Origin of the sequence: Sulfitobacter geojensis (assembly GCF_000622325.1) — a bacterium.
Taxonomy (GTDB): Bacteria; Pseudomonadota; Alphaproteobacteria; order Rhodobacterales; family Rhodobacteraceae; genus Sulfitobacter; species Sulfitobacter geojensis.
Window position 1 is genome coordinate 3655642 of the sequence record NZ_JASE01000005.1, and the last position, 15951, is coordinate 3671592.

11 protein-coding genes are annotated in these 15951 nt (G+C 61.0%); 8 read left to right on the forward strand and 3 right to left on the reverse strand.

Annotated features, from left to right (window positions below):
• Together Z947_RS0119960 and Z947_RS0119965 are read left to right on the forward strand one after the other, a co-directional pair.
• On the forward strand, positions 1-1113 hold the full coding sequence (locus Z947_RS0119960) for a hypothetical protein (protein ID WP_025046048.1): 1113 nt from the start codon (positions 1-3) through the stop codon (positions 1111-1113).
• Between the two features lie 86 nt (positions 1114-1199).
• On the forward strand, positions 1200-2852 hold the full coding sequence (locus Z947_RS0119965; RefSeq protein WP_025046049.1) for a sulfatase-like hydrolase/transferase: 1653 nt from the start codon (positions 1200-1202) through the stop codon (positions 2850-2852).
• Positions 2853-2869: 17 nt separating this feature from the next.
• Here the strand turns inward: Z947_RS0119965 and Z947_RS0119970 are convergent, their stop codons facing one another.
• Positions 2870-6601: an AAA family ATPase gene (locus tag Z947_RS0119970; RefSeq protein WP_025046050.1), complete on the reverse strand. Its 3732-nt coding sequence runs from the start codon at positions 6599-6601 to the stop codon at positions 2870-2872.
• A 2-nt stretch (positions 6602-6603) separates the two neighbouring features.
• Entirely contained in the window at positions 6604-7824 is a 1221-nt protein-coding gene (locus Z947_RS0119975; protein WP_025046051.1) for an exonuclease SbcCD subunit D, read from the reverse strand.
• Between Z947_RS0119975 and Z947_RS22145 the strand changes: the two genes are divergently transcribed.
• The 6 genes from Z947_RS22145 (at position 7823) to mnmH (ending at position 13731) form a co-directional block, all read left to right on the forward strand.
• Positions 7823-8215: a hypothetical protein gene (locus Z947_RS22145; RefSeq protein WP_156026674.1), complete on the forward strand. Its 393-nt coding sequence runs from the start codon at positions 7823-7825 to the stop codon at positions 8213-8215. The genes Z947_RS0119975 and Z947_RS22145 overlap by 2 nt on opposite strands.
• A 206-nt stretch (positions 8216-8421) precedes the next feature.
• The gene (locus tag Z947_RS0119980) at positions 8422-9612 is read left to right on the forward strand and encodes a TAXI family TRAP transporter solute-binding subunit (protein ID WP_025046052.1); all 1191 of its coding nucleotides are present in this window, start codon (positions 8422-8424) and stop codon (positions 9610-9612) included.
• A gap of 90 nt (positions 9613-9702) precedes the next feature.
• A complete protein-coding gene (locus Z947_RS0119985; RefSeq protein WP_025046053.1) occupies positions 9703-11646 on the forward strand; it encodes a TRAP transporter permease in 1944 nt (647 codons plus the stop codon).
• Positions 11647-11694: 48 nt separating this feature from the next.
• A complete protein-coding gene (locus tag Z947_RS0119990; RefSeq protein WP_201039658.1) occupies positions 11695-12009 on the forward strand; it encodes a putative quinol monooxygenase in 315 nt (104 codons plus the stop codon).
• Positions 12010-12238: 229 nt separating this feature from the next.
• Positions 12239-12625, forward strand: a complete 387-nt coding sequence (locus Z947_RS0119995) for a hypothetical protein (protein WP_025046055.1) — start codon at positions 12239-12241, stop codon at positions 12623-12625.
• A gap of 59 nt (positions 12626-12684) precedes the next feature.
• Positions 12685-13731 (forward strand): tRNA 2-selenouridine(34) synthase MnmH, encoded by a 1047-nt coding sequence (mnmH, locus tag Z947_RS0120000; protein ID WP_025046056.1) that lies wholly within the window; start codon positions 12685-12687, stop codon positions 13729-13731.
• Here the strand turns inward: mnmH and selD are convergent.
• A complete protein-coding gene (selD, locus tag Z947_RS0120005) occupies positions 13724-15886 on the reverse strand; it encodes a selenide, water dikinase SelD (RefSeq protein ID WP_025046057.1) in 2163 nt (720 codons plus the stop codon). The genes mnmH and selD overlap by 8 nt on opposite strands.
• Between the last annotated feature and the right edge of the window lie 65 nt (positions 15887-15951).

Sequence of the window (15951 nt, forward strand, 5' to 3'; positions counted from 1 at the left end):
ATGAGTAAGACATGGCAGGACTCGTTGACGGGATTGTCGATTGTCTCGGCGGCGGTTGTCGACGATGGCATATTTGCGTTCGGCGCGAATTGGGATGAAACCTATACTGGCCCCAAGCCACCTGCAAAATACCACAATCGACTGGTGTTTTGCGATCTGAACGCCGGCACATGGGGTGGCAAGCAATATGACGGCGGCTTTGACTTCGCCCGTGTTGCAGGCGGGCAGACGGCGCAAGGCGCGCCTCAGGCGCTGTTCACGGATGCGATGGGCAATATCACTGCCTTCACCTTTCCCGATGGCCCCCGTGGCAAGGAACATCCCGTAGAGGTGCGCGGCGCAAATCGCCTGCGCTTCATCGGCGATCACTTTTATATCTGCGGCGACGGGCGGTCCCTGTTGCGCCGCGACGCGCCCGATGCTTGGACCGTCTTCAACCATGTGCCCTTTGTCAGTCGGGAAACCGACCTTGGCGCCTTTGGTCCGTTTGACGGGTTCAGCGACGCAGACATCTTCATGTGGTACGCTGGCCCTTACGACAGCAATGCCACAGACCGCAAACCCGGCATCGAGCACTGGAACGGTACCGATTTCAGACAAGTCCCGCTTCCCACAGAACTCTTTGAAGATGTGCCTTGGGCGCCGTTTCGCGCCCATGACATCTGTTGCACGCCCGATGGTCAGGTTTTCGTGTCAGGGACCAAGGGCGAATTGCTGCTGGGCGGGCGCGAGGGTTTTGTCGTCCTCGCACCGCAGGTGCAAAACGCCTTGCCCGGCATGAACCTGTGCTGGTTCAAGGATGTGCTTTACGGGGCCATTGACGCCGGATTATTCACCTTTGATTTCAAGGAAAACAGCTGGGTACCGGCACCCTTTGCCGGTGATCCGAACGCGCCGGTTCATTTACCACACATTGACGCCAACGAAAACGTCATGCTGCTGGCAGGTGCTTATGGCGCAGCCATCTTTGACGGTGACGTCTGGACCTCGCTTGCCGGCGATGTCAGTGCGCTTGACGTCACTCGGGTACGGCTGATGGAGCAACAAGTCGAAGGTCTGGAAGAACTGCGCGACATCGTGCAGGATCTGGCCACTGGCACGCCGGACGACTAAACCGGCGAAACGTCAAACCGGCCTAGCCCAAGCGACAGCCCGCTGCGACATCTTCCGCCCTCTATGATCGAAAGCGAAACCGCCTGATGTCCCGCACCCCCAACGTTCTTTGGATCATGGCCGACCAGCTGCGCTTTGACTACCTCAGCTGTTATGGCCATCCGCATCTGCACACGCCCCACATTGATGCCCTCGCCAAACGTGGTGTCCAGTTCGACAAGGCTTACGTGCAATCGCCGGTCTGCGGCCCCTCGCGCATGTCTGCCTATACCGGACGATATGTGCGCAGCCACGGCGCGACCTGGAACGGCATGCCCCTTCGGGTCGGCGAACCGACCCTTGGCGATCATCTGCGCGAAGCGGGCGCGCGCGCGGTGCTGGTCGGCAAAACCCATATGACGGCGGATCAGGAGGGGATGGCGTGGCTGGGCATTGATCCCGCCAGTGAAATCGGCGTGCGGGTTTCCGAATGCGGGTTCGAAGCCTTTGAACGCGACGACGGTCTGCATCCCGACAGCGCCCGCCAGCGCTGGTCGGCCTATGACGATTATCTCGTCAGCCTTGGCTATAAATCCGATAACCCTTGGGAGGACTTCGCCAATTCAGGCCTTGATGAAGACGGCGAACTGATGTCGGCGTGGCTGCTGAAAAACTCCCGCCTTGCTGCGAATGTACCCGAAGAACATTCCGAAACCGCCTATATGACCAACCGCGCCATCGACTTTATGACAGAGGCGCAAAAAGACGGCACATCATGGATGTGTCACCTGAGCTATATCAAACCCCATTGGCCATATATCGTGCCCGCGCCCTATCATGACATGTACGGCAGCGAACATATTGTTGACCCGATCCGCTCGGACGCAGAGCGCACAGTCGATCACCCCTTGCTGCGCGCCTACCAAAACGCCCGCGTCTGCAAAAGCTTCAGCCGCAATCATGTGCGCGAACATGTGATCCCTGCCTACATGGGGCTGATCAAGCAACTGGATGACAATCTGGGCCGCCTGTTCGCGTGGATGGATGAAACGGGTCTTAGCGAAAGTACCATCATCGCCTTTACCTCGGATCACGGCGATTACATGGGCGACCACTGGATGGGCGACAAGGATTTCTATCACGAGGTCGCCGTCAAGGTACCGCTGATCATTGCCGATCCCCGCCCGCAGGCCGACGCGACGCGCGGCACGCGATCCGGTGAACTGATCGAAATGATCGACCTTGCGCCGACCTTCCTCAAGGCCCTTGGCGGTGCCCCTAAACCCCACATCCTTGAAGGGCGCGACCTGACCCCGCTTTTGCATGGCACATCAGGATTTTCGCGCCGCTTTGCGATCAGCGAACATGACTATTCCAGCTTTGAAATGGCGCAGGAACTGGGCGTCCGGCAAGAGGACGCGCGCACCGTGATGATCCATGACGGGCGCTGGAAATATATCCGCTGCGAAGGCTTTGCGCCGGTGATGTTCGATCTTGAAACGGACCCGCAAGAGCTGCGCGATATCGGCAGCTCGGATGCACCGGAACATGTGACAGCTCGCGCCGAAATGGAACGCGCCCTGACCACATGGGCATTGCAGCACCACACCCGCATCACCGCCACCGCCGAAGTCTTGGCCAGCCAGCACAATGCCGCCGGCACGGGCATCCTGATCGGTTTCTGGGACGCTGCCGAATTCGAAGAGGTCACCGGCACCCCGTTCGACAGTTTCCAACCAATCGGCAAGCCGCCCGCCTGACGGCACCGCACGGCAGCTTACCGCGTGACCAGCGTCACCTCGCTTGCGCCGCCGCCGGTTTTGGAAACCTGTACCTGCACGGGAATGCGGTCTTTCATCGCCTGAACGTGACTGATCACGCCAATGGTGCGCCCCTGCGCCTGAAGCCGTTCCAGCGCGTCGATGGCCAGATCCAGACTGTCCGCATCAAGCGATCCGAACCCTTCATCAATAAACAGCGTTCCCACCAATGCTCCGCGATTTCCCATGCCCGACAGGGCCAGCGCAAGGGCGAGCGAAATAAGAAATCGCTCGCCACCGGACATCAGACGGGTCGGTCGCGCATCCCCGGCCATGTCACGGTCGATCACATGCAGCGCCAGATCACTTGACGCCACCCGCAACTGGTATCGCGGTTTCAGATCATCCAGATGGTGGTTCGCCCGCTCGACCAGCATGGCAAGTGTCACGGCTTGGGCGATCTGCGCAAAACGGTCCCCCTTGGCAGAGCCGATTGCATCGCTGACAGCCAGCCAAGTCTCGAATACTTTACGCGCTTCGTCGATTTCGTGCTCCAGCCCCGACAGCGCTTTGGCCGCTGCGCGGTCCGCATCGCGCCGTTCGGCCAGCCGCCCCCGTGCCTCGCCGTGCGCCTTGATCTGCGCCTCTATTTCCTCTTTTTGCGCCGCCAGCTCACCTTCGGGCGTTTCTGGCATCCCCTGCGCCAGCAATCGCTGCACCGCGCCGTCCCGTTCCTTATGCGCCCCTTCGGCCTTTGCGGCTTCGGTGTCGGAATCCTGCACCGCCTTGCGGCGGTCCTGCACCAGTTGCGCGTCGCTGCCGTGCAATTCAACAACCCGCTCGGGGTCAAGCCCTGCGGCAGTGCAGGCCTCAACCAGCGCCTCTTGCGCCGCTGCCGCCCGCGCTTCGGCTTTCAGCGCTGTTTCCCTCGCCGCCTCCCAAGCATTTTTCGCCAATGCCGCGGCTGTGCGAACATCACCCAGTGCTGATTGCGCAGCCGTTGCCGCCTTTTGCGCCGCGAGCCGTCGTTCATTGGTACGGGTGCGATGCGTGTTGGTCTCTTCCCCCTCCAACAAATCAGCGCGTGCAGCTTTTAATCTCTCCACTGTGCCAATGCGGCCCTCTTCCACCTTTTTGGCGGTTTCAAGGTTGGCCTGCGCCGCGTTTAACGCCGCAGCCGCTGTCGCCAGTTTCGCGCTGATACCGGCAACGTCCTCGCGCCTTTTTGCAATTGAGGCCTGCACCTCGCTCAGCCCTGCGATGTTCTCGCGCAGCGCCTGCAACGCACCTGCGCCCTCCCGACCGAACTGTTCCACGTCCAGACCGGTCGGCGCCAGAATCGGTCGCAGTCGCTGATCAATATCCACCACAGTCTTTTGCGCCGTTTCGACAGTTTGCTTTAGCGCTGCGATCTTTTTCTCCGTATCGGAAACGCGTCCGTCAATCTCTCTGATCTGCGCCTCGCAACTGGCGCTTTGGTCCCGCGCCGCATCAATCGCGCGGGCCGCCCCGTCATGGTGTTCATTCAATTCAGCCAGCCGCGCTAGGTCCGCCTCCGCCTTGGCCTGTCTGGTGTCCATCTGCGCGAACACCGCTTCGAACGCGCCATCATCGCTGCGCGGATCATGCGGCACATCTGCCGCAAATGGCGCGTTCTGCAACGGCTCAAGCGCATCTGCAAATTGCGCAATCGCCCGCTCGATATCCTTGTCCAGCTTTGGCCTTGCGGATGTTTCTCCGGCGATCATTGCCTGCGCTGCGTCTGCTTCGCTCATCGCCTTGTTCACAAGGGCCTCGGCCGCATCATGCTCTTGCTGCGCGTCAGCCAGCTCTTTTCGCAACGCCTCTGCCAGTTTGGCGATATCGCTGTCCGCCATCACCGGATGCGATGTCGACTGACACACCGGACAGGGCTCCCCCGCCACCAGATGCAACCGCATTGCTGCGGCCTCGCGCGATGCAGCGGCCGTTGCCGCCGCAGAGGGCTGGCGAAGCCGCGCGATAACACCCCGCGCCACATCGCGCTTGGCCCTCTGTGACGTCACCGTTTCGCGATGCGTCTCTAACGCGTTTTGCGCCGTGACCAACCTGCCCTGTGACGCGGCCAGTTCCGCATCTGCACGGCGGACCTCAGCAGCGCCCTGTTGCAGCCTGCGCAAATTCATCGATGCCGCGCGCAAACCGTCCAAGCGGGACGCGGGGTCCCCCTTGATCAGGTTTTCGCGTTCCTGCCTGATCCCGGCCTGCACCGCGCGGGCGGCGTCGATGCGCCCTGCGGCTTGCCGGATTTCTTCTTGCAAATGCGCGCGTTGCGCCCCGTCCCCCGCAATGCTCCGCGCCAGTTGCGATGTTTCCATCTGTGACGACGCCGCAAGATCCACCGCCGCGATACGGGCGCTCAGCCGATCCTCCAGCATCGTCCAATGAGCCAAAAGCACATCGTAACCGGCCGTCTGTTCCATCCGGCGCTGATCCGCATCAAGCGTTGCGCGCATATTTTCCTGTTTCGCGGTCAAATCCGCATGTTCTTGCGCGCAACCGGCTGTTTCCGCCTCGCGTTGCGCCACTCCCTTTGCCGCCTCCGCTTGTTCCTTCACCGCCGTCACGATCTGGCTGTCGAGGTCCGCCGCTTCCGTCCAGACAGGCCCGAATGCCTTGAACACATCATCCGCCTGTTGATGGGCCACATCCGCTTCGTGAAACAGGGTCTCCGCCGATGCGACTTCTGCTTCTTTGCTCTGATGTGCGGCGAACCGCGTCTCGACATCCCTGCGCGCCTGCGCAAGCGCATGGCCCGCCTCGCTACGTTCACGCACCTCGGCGCGCAATCCTTTTGCATCGTCCCACGCCGCCAGCCATTGGCGTTGCTGAGCCAAAGCAGCAACCGCTTCCTGCGCCTGTCTGGCGCGGTGCGCGGCGGTTTCCAGATCCGCGCGGGCGTCGGCAACCGCCTTGTAACGATCCAGCCCTTTCTGCACCTGCGCCAAAGCCGCCGCTGCCGCGTCCTGCTCTTTTTGCAGCCGGTCCAGCGCCGCATCCAGTTCCGCACGCTCCTCTGCCGACAGCAAATGATGCTCTGCGCGGCGCGTCTGTAATGTGGCAAGGTCGCTTTTGGCTTGCCGGTGCCGTTCAAACACCGCGCGCGAAATCTCGCGGTAAATGCCGGTGCCAGTGACCTTTTCAAGGATCGCCGCGCGCTCGTCCGTTTTGGCACTTAAAAACGCATCAAAATCGCCCTGCGCCAAAAGAACCGTGCGGCGGAACTCGTCATAGGTCAGGCCCGTCAGGGCAACCACCCTGTCATTCACGCGCGTCAGCTGGGTCTCCAGCATCTGTTGGTCCGACAGGCGCAACAGGCTGCGCTCGACCGATTGCAACCGCCCGTCGATCTTGTCCCGCGACCGGCGCGCCTGCCACGCAGCGGTATAGGTTTCGCCATCGTCGGCCTGAAATGTAACCTCGGCCAGCCCCATCGCCGCCCCGCGCCGCAGCACCATCCGCGGATCGTTCGACCGCAAATCATGCCCGTCAATATCCGTAACCGTTTCGCGCGTACCATCCCCCGAAAGACGCGGGCAACTGCCATAAAGCGCTAGGCACATCGCGTCCAGAATACTGGATTTGCCCGCCCCCGTTTCGCCGGTGATGGCGAATAATCCGGCAGAAGAAAGCGGTGCCGCATCCAAGGAAATCTCGAACGGTTTGGCAAGGCTCGCAATGTTTTCGCCGCGAATACACAATATCCGCATCGCTAAACCCCGCCCGCCACATCGCGAAACGCCGCCAGATGTCGTTCCTCGGGCATAAACCCGTTTGCGGCCTCGAAAGCTTGGATAAACAACGCTTCGGGGGTGGTTTCACTCAGCGGCACGACGGGGGGGGCCGGCCTGTTTTCCGTGTCCTGCGCGGGGCGATGAATACGGACCCCCGCAGGGCGGACCGGTGCGTCTTGCAACAATGCTTCGGCCTTGCCCATCACAACGGCCGGAGCGTCCTCTGCCTCCAGCTCAACATAGACCAGCGGGCGCAGGCCGATCGTTTCGACCTCTTCGATTTCTGCCAGTGCCGCCTCCAACCCTGCAAGGGTGGTCAGGCCGGATTCGGGAAGGCGCAACACCGGCGCAGGCCAGCCAATATCGACATGCGTGGTTGTGATATCGCGCCCGTCAATGTCCAGCACGGTCACGCCGTGGGAATAACGTATTTCAGAGGCTGACAGCGGAAAACAGCTGCCAGCATAACGCACCCGCCCGCCATCAAGGTTCTGCGGCCCGTGCAGATGTCCCAAAGCCACGTAATCAATCCGTTCAGGAAATATGTCCGGCGGCACCGCATGCGCCCCGCCCATTAGAATCCGCCGCTCCGCCCCTTCGCTTTCCAACCCACCGGCGCAATGCAGATGACCCGTTGCGATCAACGGCACATCGCCAACGATCTGTGTCGCCGCATCGGTGATCTCCTGATGAAACCGGCGGGCGGCCTCGATGACGGACACGCCTTGGGGCCCTTGCGAAAAACTGATGCCGGTCAAATCCGCAGCCCGCAAGAACGGGATCGCCAGAACATAGGCCGCCACCGCGCCGCCCTGATCCTTCACCGGAATGAGATGCGCATCCAGATCAACCTTGCCATCCCTGCGGCGCAGCGTGCCAACGGTGTGAATGTCAAACCCTTCCAACAAGTCGTTCGGAGCCTCCAGACGCAAAGCCGGATCATGGTTGCCGCCTGAAATGACCACACTCAGCGCTGGCCGGCGGCGTTTGAAATCGGCCAGAGCGCGATACAACAACCGCTGGCTTTCGCCAGAGGGGTTTGTGTTGTCGAAAATGTCCCCCGCGACCAACAGCAGATCGATCTTTTCGCGCTCCAAAACCTCGCCAATCGCGGCAAGAAACACTTCGTGCTCCGCTTCGCGCGACCACCCGTTCAGGGTCTGACCTATGTGCCAATCGGCAGTATGAAGCGCGCGCATGTGCAAATCCGTTAAGAAAGGTATCAGGCAATATCCATCTGCCGGTCGCCACAATCAACAGCTTTGCGCCGGCAATGACGATCGCAATCCGTTAATCAGCCGGATTAACAAGCGGGCAAGCCGCATCAGCACGCCCGAACTCGCCCGTTCCATCGCATTGCCAGACAGCCATCCACAGCAAATCCAACAGCCGCTTGGACGTAAGGTAATTTCAGCCGAATTTGACGTTTTTAAAGGGAAAATCGCCGTTACGTTTCGCACTGCGACACAACTCCAAAACGTGGAACTATGTTCCGCCCAGCGGCATTGCGGCTTGCCAAATTTGTTCCTAACCTTGACCCAAGATCGAGTCGTACGCCCTCGGGAGAAGGGCACCGACCGTAACGAATGACGGCTGTGTCGCCCGATACTTTACACTCGGCGATACAGGCCCGAACGGCATGAGGAGGATGCCCGGCTTGTCTAATCACACCACATCTATGTCTGCGTAAAACACAAGCCCTGCACACGTCTATCCGACGGATCGCAAAGGGCACAGGTCTGCGCATATCAAGCCGCTCCACATAAATAGAAACCATAACAGGAAAGGTAGAACAGATGAAAAATACCAACAAATTCATGCGATTGGGGCTCGGCTCCGTCCTTGTCACACTGGGTCTGAGCACAGCATCCATGGCGCAGGATTATGAATGGCCCCGCCTCTTGGTCATCGGCACACCGGGCACATCCTCCGGCAGCTTTGCCTCGACAAACGGCTGGGGTCCGGCGCTTCAGAAAGAAACCGGCACCACCGTGCGGATCGTTCCCGAAGACAGCGAACCCATGCGTTTCAAGCGCCTGACGGACCGCGAAGACATCGCGATTTCCTCGCTTTCCGCTTCTGAAATGGCGATCCAGACCGAAGGCGTTGGCGGCTATGCGTCGGCCAAGCCGATGCCGCAGCGCATCCTGTGGCATCACAACGACACGCCTTGGGGTTTTGTCACCGCTGGCGATTCCGACCTCAAGTCTCTTGAAGATATCGGCAAAGGCGGCGTGCGCATCACGTCCGGCGTTTTCTCGCCTGCAATCGTTACGGCAATCACCAAGGCGCTGCCTGCATTTGCCGGTCTGACACCGGAAGAAGCGGCAGAGAAAATCACCTTTGTGCCGGCCTCCAGCTATGGTGAAAACTGCCGCTCTGTTGTCGAGGGCAAATCCGATCTTGCCTATTGCTCGCCGATCTCGTCGGTTCTGTCCGAAATGGAAGGCGCCCCCGGCAGCATCCGCTGGCTGGAAATGGACCCGGAAAACAAAGCCGGCTGGGACGGATATCTGGCCCACCGCCCGATGACGATCCCGACCAAAATTTCGCTGGGTGTAAAGACGGCGCAGGGTGTGAACTCGATGACGTCGAACTTTGTCTATTCCGTGCCCGCCACAGCAGAGGTGGATTTCGCGTATAACATGGCGAAATGGATCCATGAATCGCATGACGCCTACAAAGGGTCACATGCACTGGCTGCGCGTATGTCTGTCGATCTGTTCCGCGGGTATCTTGATAACAACCCGATGCCCATCCACGAAGGCACCGTGAAATATCTGCGCGAAATCGGCCAGTGGACCGACGAGGACGACGTCTGGAACAACGCCGCCATTGAGCTGATGGACAAATGGGTCGAAGCCCGCCGCGCCGGCATGAAGGATGCGATGGAGCAAGGCATCGAGATCAATTTCGAGAACGAAGCGTTCTTGGAACTGATGGCCAAGCACACCGAAGGTCTACCTGCGTTCCGCTCGCGTCTCTAAGCAGTATATCGATCCGACAAACGACGGAGCGGTCCGCTGCTCCGTCTCTTGACGACACCTCTCTTCCTACCTTTTGCCCGGGATCACCACATGTCAGACACACATACACAAACGGCTTCTGATGCAGATACCGACGCCGAACACACCTCCGAAATCACACGGTTGGGCACCCTTTTCTCTTGGACCAGCATCGGCTTTGTCCTGCTGTGCGCTTGCGGTCTCGGCATGGGGCTTGCCTATGTGTTTGGTGTGCCGATTGGCGGCAAAAGGTTGCTCGAAGGGCAATACTACTGGTTCTTTATCGGCATTTTTCTGGCCGCAGCTTTTATCGCCTTGCCCGCCCGTCCCCACCATCGCAGCGTGCCGATTTATGACGTGATCGCCGCCGCTGTCGCGCTTGGCATCAGCATGTGGTTCTCGACCCATGCGTGGGACATCGTACAGGCAGGCTGGACAAACTTTCCCGCAGGCGTGGTCCTTTGGGTCCTGATGCTGGAAATCGCGCGCCGTTCTGGCGGGATCCCGTTCTTGCTGGTGGTTCTCCTGCTGGGCCTTTACCCACTTGTCGCCGATTACTTTCCCGGCCTCCTGATGGGCATTCCCTATACCTTCGAACGGATGATCGAAGCGCATGTGTTCCGCACCGAAGGCTTGATGGGCATCACGACCAAGATTGTCGCCGAAATTGTCCTCGGGTTTCTCGTATTTGCCGGCGTTTTGATCGCAACCGGCGCCGGACAGTTCTTTATCGACCTCGCGAATGCGGGGTTTGGCAAATACCGGGGCGGCCCTGCCAAAGTTTCGATCGTGGCCAGCGCCTTTTTCGGTTCGCTGTCGGGCTCGATCTTTTCCAACATCGCAGGCACCGGCTCCATCACCATTCCCACCATGAAAAAGGTCGGGTACCCGCCGCATTACGCAGCCGCAATCGAGGCCTGCGCGTCGACCGGTGGTGTGGTGATGCCCCCCGTGATGGGCGCGATTGCCTTTGTCATGGCGATCACCATCGGGGTCGATTACGCCACCATCATGGTCGCGGCGATCCTGCCGTCCCTGCTGTTCTACTTTGGCTTGATCCTGCAAGTTGACGCTTATGCGGCGCGCAAGGGACTGGTCGGCATGAGCCAGGACAAACTGCCCTCCGCCCGCGAGGTTATGAAACGCGGCTGGCCCTTCCTGTCGGTTATGATCTTTCTGGTCTGGGGTCTGCTTTATATGCGCTGGGAATATTACGCACCGTGGTACGCAAGTGCCCTGATGATCGCCCTCAGCTTTCTGCAACGCTCGACAATGATGACCCCGAAACGTCTGTTTGCCACTCTGCGCCAAGTTGGGGTGCTGGTCACGCAAACCGCAGCGATCATCCTGCCGATTGCCTTTGTTGTCAGCGCGCTGACCATCACCGGTGTAACAGGGTCGATGACATCTGGTCTTGTCGCCTTGGGCGGGGATAACGTCTATCTCATCATCGCGCTGGGGGTTCTGGCCTGCTTCATCATGGGGATGGCAGGACTTGCCATCGTGGCCTATATCTTTCTGGCCGTTACCCTTGCCCCTGCCATCATCGAAATCGGCGGGTTGAACACGGTCGCGGTACATTTCTTCATCGTCTATTACGCCATGCTGTCCGTCATCACCCCCCCTGTGGGCGCGGCGGCGTTTCTGGCGGCGACCATCGCCGGTGCCAAACCGATGCAGACCTCCTTTACCGCGATGCGGCTTGGCATTGTGATCTATTTCGTGCCGCTGTTCTTCCTGTTCCAGCCCGCTCTTGTGCTTCAGGGCGATCTGACGCCATTGATCTACGTCCTGCCGTCGATCATCATCGGCATTACCCTGCTTTCGGGCGGGCTTGAGGGCTATCTTCTGGGCGTCGGCATGGTACGCCCGTGGATGCGTCTGCCCCTCGCGGCCGCCGGCTTTGCTTTCAGTTTCCCGGGGTTGATGACAACCTTGATCGGGGGGCTGGCCTCTGCGGTGATTGTCGCGCTGATCTGGCGGGACAACACTAAACCGGATCAGGCTGTCGCCTGACCTGCACAAAGTTCAAATACGGCTCAGGCCGAAATCAAGGATCACAATATGTCTATCGTCCACGTCGTTGCCGTTATCACCACCAAACCCGGGCAGCGGGCCGCCGTACTGGAAATGTTCAACGCCAATGTGCCCGCCGTTCTGGCAGAAGACGGCTGCATCGCCTACGAGGCCACAATCGACACTGAAAACGCCGGCCCGATGCAGGCCGCCTTTGGTCCCGACACCTTTGTTGTGGTTGAAAAATGGGAAAGCATGCAAGCGCTTGGCGCGCATGCCGCCGCACCGCATATGAAAGAATACGGTGCCAAGACCAAAGACATGCTGGCGGACCGCAAAATCCACATCCTGTCCCCTGCCTAGGTCTTTCCCTTGCCGACACGGCAAAAACAACGATATGGATCGGCCCGCCACGCACGCGTTGCGTTTTGCGGGCCGATCCCGTCACGCCGCGCGGCGGGGTAGTCACGCGCAAGCCTGTGCCGCTCAGGCAGCCGTCATTCCCGCCACGCAGTGCGTCACTGCGCCACTGTTCCCCCCACCCGACCATTCGTTAAGGTGATCACGCACGCCCAAGTTACCGGAGCCCGCCGTGAACATCCCCCTTTTCATCGCCGCCTGCCTGACGCTTTTGGCGTTCGCTGCCCATTTGTTTGCCGGCACCCGCGAAACAGCGGCCCTTGCCCCGCCCCCCGATGACGCCGCCCGCACCAAACACTGGGTGCAGGCCATGTGCGTTTTCCAAATGGTATCTGTCGATCTACTTGCGATAACCTTGCTGCTCTTTGTCGCCGCATTTCGGGATCTCGGCCCGCTTGAACCCCTGCTGTTGTCCGGCCTTGCCCTACTTTATCTCGTGTGGGCAGGCGCTTGGCTTGTGCAGCTGCGCTGGCTGAGCCGTCCTGCGGCCACGATCTTCGGCCTGCCCCAATGGATGCTCTTTGTGCTCTGCGCGGGGCTGGTCTTTCTCGGGCGCTGAATGCTGGACCTTACCCCCAGACCAGATAGATAGGAAGGATACCCGCGCAAAGGCACCCCATGACCCCCTTCACCCTGACGTCCCTGACCACGCTTCAAACGCTGAAGGCAGACACCATCATCGATGTGCGCGCGCCGGTCGAATTCGCACAGGACCATATGCCCGGTGCCATCAACCTGCCCGTGCTGACAGACAGCGAACGTGCCTTGGTCGGCACCATTTATGCGCAGGAAAGCCCCTTTAACGCCCGCAGGATCGGCGGTGCGCTCGTGGCACAAAACACGGCCAACCATTTGCAGAACGCCCTCTCGGGCAAGGACGGCGGCTGGCAACCGCTGGTCTATTGCTGGCGGGGCGGACAACGCTCTAACGCTTTTGCAACGATCCTTGATCAGGTCGGCTGGCGGGTGCAACTGCTGAAGGGCGGGTATCGCAGCTATCGGCGCGCTGTCGTGCAAACGCTTTATGACACGCCCCTGCCCCACCGGCTGATGCTGATCGAGGGGGGCACCGGCACGGCCAAAACCGCCCTTTTGCATCACCTGTCGCAATGCGGCGCACAGGTGCTTGACCTTGAAGCCATGGCAGAACATCGCGGATCGCTGTTCGGGGCCATCTCCACACCGCAACCGGCCCAACGCATGTTCGAAAGCCGCGTCGCCCGTGCACTTACCCCGCTTGATCCGAACAGGCTTACCTTCGTCGAGGCCGAAAGCAGCAAGATCGGCCAACGCATCATCCCGCCCTCCCTCTGGACGCGCATGGGCGATGCCCCCCGCATCACGATCAACGCACCGCTTTCAGCGCGCGCGGATTTCCTGTGCCGCGCCTACGCCGACCTGACACGGAATGCCGCGCAGCTTGGCAATCTGATTGACCTGTTGCGGCCCTATCATCCCGCCGGCCGCATCGCGAAATGGCAGGCTCAGGCGCAGGCCGCCGATTGGCAGGCCCTCGCCGCAGGGCTGATCGGCGAACACTATGACCCGCGCTATACCAAATCCGCCGCTGCCAGTGCCTCGCCCATAGCGCAAATCGAAATGCCTGATCTTGACGAAAAGACGTTGATCGAAACCGCCAAAGACCTGATCGCGCGCTTTACCTAAGCGTCAAAACACCACTGCCCCGCGACAGCTGTCCGATCTGATGGCCCTCACAACCCTGCGCCTTCAACGCGGCCAACACCGCCTTGACCTGCGTCTCGGGCACCGCTGCCAATAGACCGCCTGCCGTCTGCGGATCGAACAGCAACGGATCATCCGTCCCCAAAACCGGCGCATCCGCGCGGTTGGACGGCATCAGACTTGACGATACCCCCGCCTCCGATAACGCCCGCGCCCCCGCATAAACCGGCACCGCGTCGCGCCATAAAACCGCATCCATCCCCGATGCGGCACAAATCGCCTGCACATGCCCCGCCAAACCAAAACCGGTCACATCCGTCATCGCATATGCGACCTTTGCCAGCACAGCGGCCTCCCGGTTTTGCGGCTGGCCCATCACGGCCAATGCCGCAGCCACATCGCGTCCATCTGCCTGCCCCGCCATATCCGCCGCCAAAATCACCCCCGACCCGAGGGGCCGCGTCAGGATCAACACATCCCCGTGCTGCGCGCCCGCGACCGTCAGCGGCATCTCTGCCCGCGTGCCAGTCACCGTAAACCCGATGGTCAGCTCCGCCCCCATCGTCGTATGCCCGCCCACCAGCTGCGCGCCTGCCGCCGTCACCACGGCGTGGGCCTCCCACGTGATCTCCACCAAACTACGCTCCTGCAAAGCCGCGGACATCTGCGGCACCACGATTTGTGCCAGAACCACCTGCGGCTGCGCCCCCATCGCCCAGACATCGCCCAAGGCATGTACCGCCGCGATCCGCGCCATCTGCGCCGGATCTTGCACCACCGCACGCAAGTGATCGGTGCTGATCACTTGAAACCCGCCGCCCGGCTGGCGCAACACCGCCGCATCATCCCCCGCGCCAGTCACCACATCCCCCGTTGCCGGGGCAATACCCTGCAAGGCCCCGGACAAAACACCCCGCCCGACTTTGGCACCGCAACCGCCACACAGCGGCTTGGCGGCCAGTATTTCGCCAACCCCTTGCGCGACCTCGCCCGCCACAACAGGGGCCGCCATGACCGGCAAATCCCCAAGCCTGTCCATGAATTTCCGGTCAATCCGGTCCTTCCACCGCCACAGCCACGCGCCCTTCACGCTCACGCCGAAATTCTCGGCCATCGCAGATTTCCCGCCCAGCGATATCAGCTTGAGGTAATGCTTTTGGGGCTGCCACGTCTTTCGCCGCCCCCCTGTCAAAGCGGCACGCAGATTGTGATGCAACACGGGGGCCGCACGCACCGCAAACACGCCGGCCTTGGGCCTTGGCGCATGTGGCATGACCGCACAATCGCCCACCGCAAACAACGCAGGATCCCCCGTCACACCCAAATCCGGCCCGACCTCGATAAACCCGTCGCGCTGCGGCATATCCGTCTGCGCAATCCACCCGTGCGGAAACGCGCCCGCCGCACCGACGCAAAATCCCGCATTGACCGGCGGCTGATCTTCCAACACCACCCGGTCCGCCGTGACCTCCACAACCCGCGCATTGACCCGAACCTCGATGCCTAACGCTGCCATCGCGGCCGATATCTTGCGCCGTGCCGCCGCGCCCATGCCCGAAATCTGCGGCCCCGCCTCGATTACCGTCACCCGCGCCGCCACACTGGCACCGCGCAGGGCAAACGCCATCGCCATCGCCAATTCGCAGCCCGCCACGCCGCCGCCAATCACCGCCACATCCGGTGCAACCTTCCCCGCGACCGCGCGCCCCAGAAACTGCCGCCACCGTTCCGCGTAAGCATCCAGCGGTTTCGCCCCGATGCCATGTGCATCAAACCCCGCCAGATCCATTTCGGCCGTGATACCAACATCAATCGACGCCACATCATAGGCCACCGGCCCGCGCCCCGCCAAATGCACCTCGCGCCGCCCCCGATCTATACCAACCGCCTTGTCCAGAATCAGCCGCGCGCCCGCATGCCGACACAGACGCACCAGATCAATCTCCAACGCGTCGCGCCCGTAATGACCCGCCACATGTCCGGGCAACATCCCTGTGTAAGGGGCTGTCGGCCCCGGATTGATCACCGTCACCCGCGCCCCCGCCAACCGGTCCATGCCCCAGGCCCGCAACACCAACGCATGCGCATGCCCGCCTCCGACCAACACCAGATCCCGCGTATCGGGCACAACGTTCATCACAAATTCATTCTCTTTTTGGCCTTAAATGCTGCGGAGGTTTGGAGGCAGAGCCTCCAACAAAA

Bases quoted from the DNA above. Each gene is read 5' to 3' on its own strand.
- Z947_RS0119975 (WP_025046051.1), bottom strand. From the start codon at position 7,824: ATGCGCGCGCTTCATACTGCCGATTGGCACATAGGTCAGACCCTGAAC.
- Z947_RS0119990 (WP_201039658.1), top strand. From the start codon at position 11,695: ATGTCTATCGTCCACGTCGTTGCCGTTATCACCACCAAACCCGGGCAG.
- Z947_RS0119970 (WP_025046050.1), bottom strand. From the start codon at position 6,601: ATGCGGATATTGTGTATTCGCGGCGAAAACATTGCGAGCCTTGCCAAA.
- Z947_RS0119960 (WP_025046048.1), top strand. From the start codon at position 1: ATGAGTAAGACATGGCAGGACTCGTTGACGGGATTGTCGATTGTCTCG.
- Z947_RS0119965 (WP_025046049.1), top strand. From the start codon at position 1,200: ATGTCCCGCACCCCCAACGTTCTTTGGATCATGGCCGACCAGCTGCGC.
- selD (WP_025046057.1), bottom strand. From the start codon at position 15,886: ATGAACGTTGTGCCCGATACGCGGGATCTGGTGTTGGTCGGAGGCGGG.
- Z947_RS22145 (WP_156026674.1), top strand. From the start codon at position 7,823: ATGTGCAAATCCGTTAAGAAAGGTATCAGGCAATATCCATCTGCCGGT.
- Z947_RS0119980 (WP_025046052.1), top strand. From the start codon at position 8,422: ATGAAAAATACCAACAAATTCATGCGATTGGGGCTCGGCTCCGTCCTT.
- mnmH (WP_025046056.1), top strand. From the start codon at position 12,685: ATGACCCCCTTCACCCTGACGTCCCTGACCACGCTTCAAACGCTGAAG.
- Z947_RS0119985 (WP_025046053.1), top strand. From the start codon at position 9,703: ATGTCAGACACACATACACAAACGGCTTCTGATGCAGATACCGACGCC.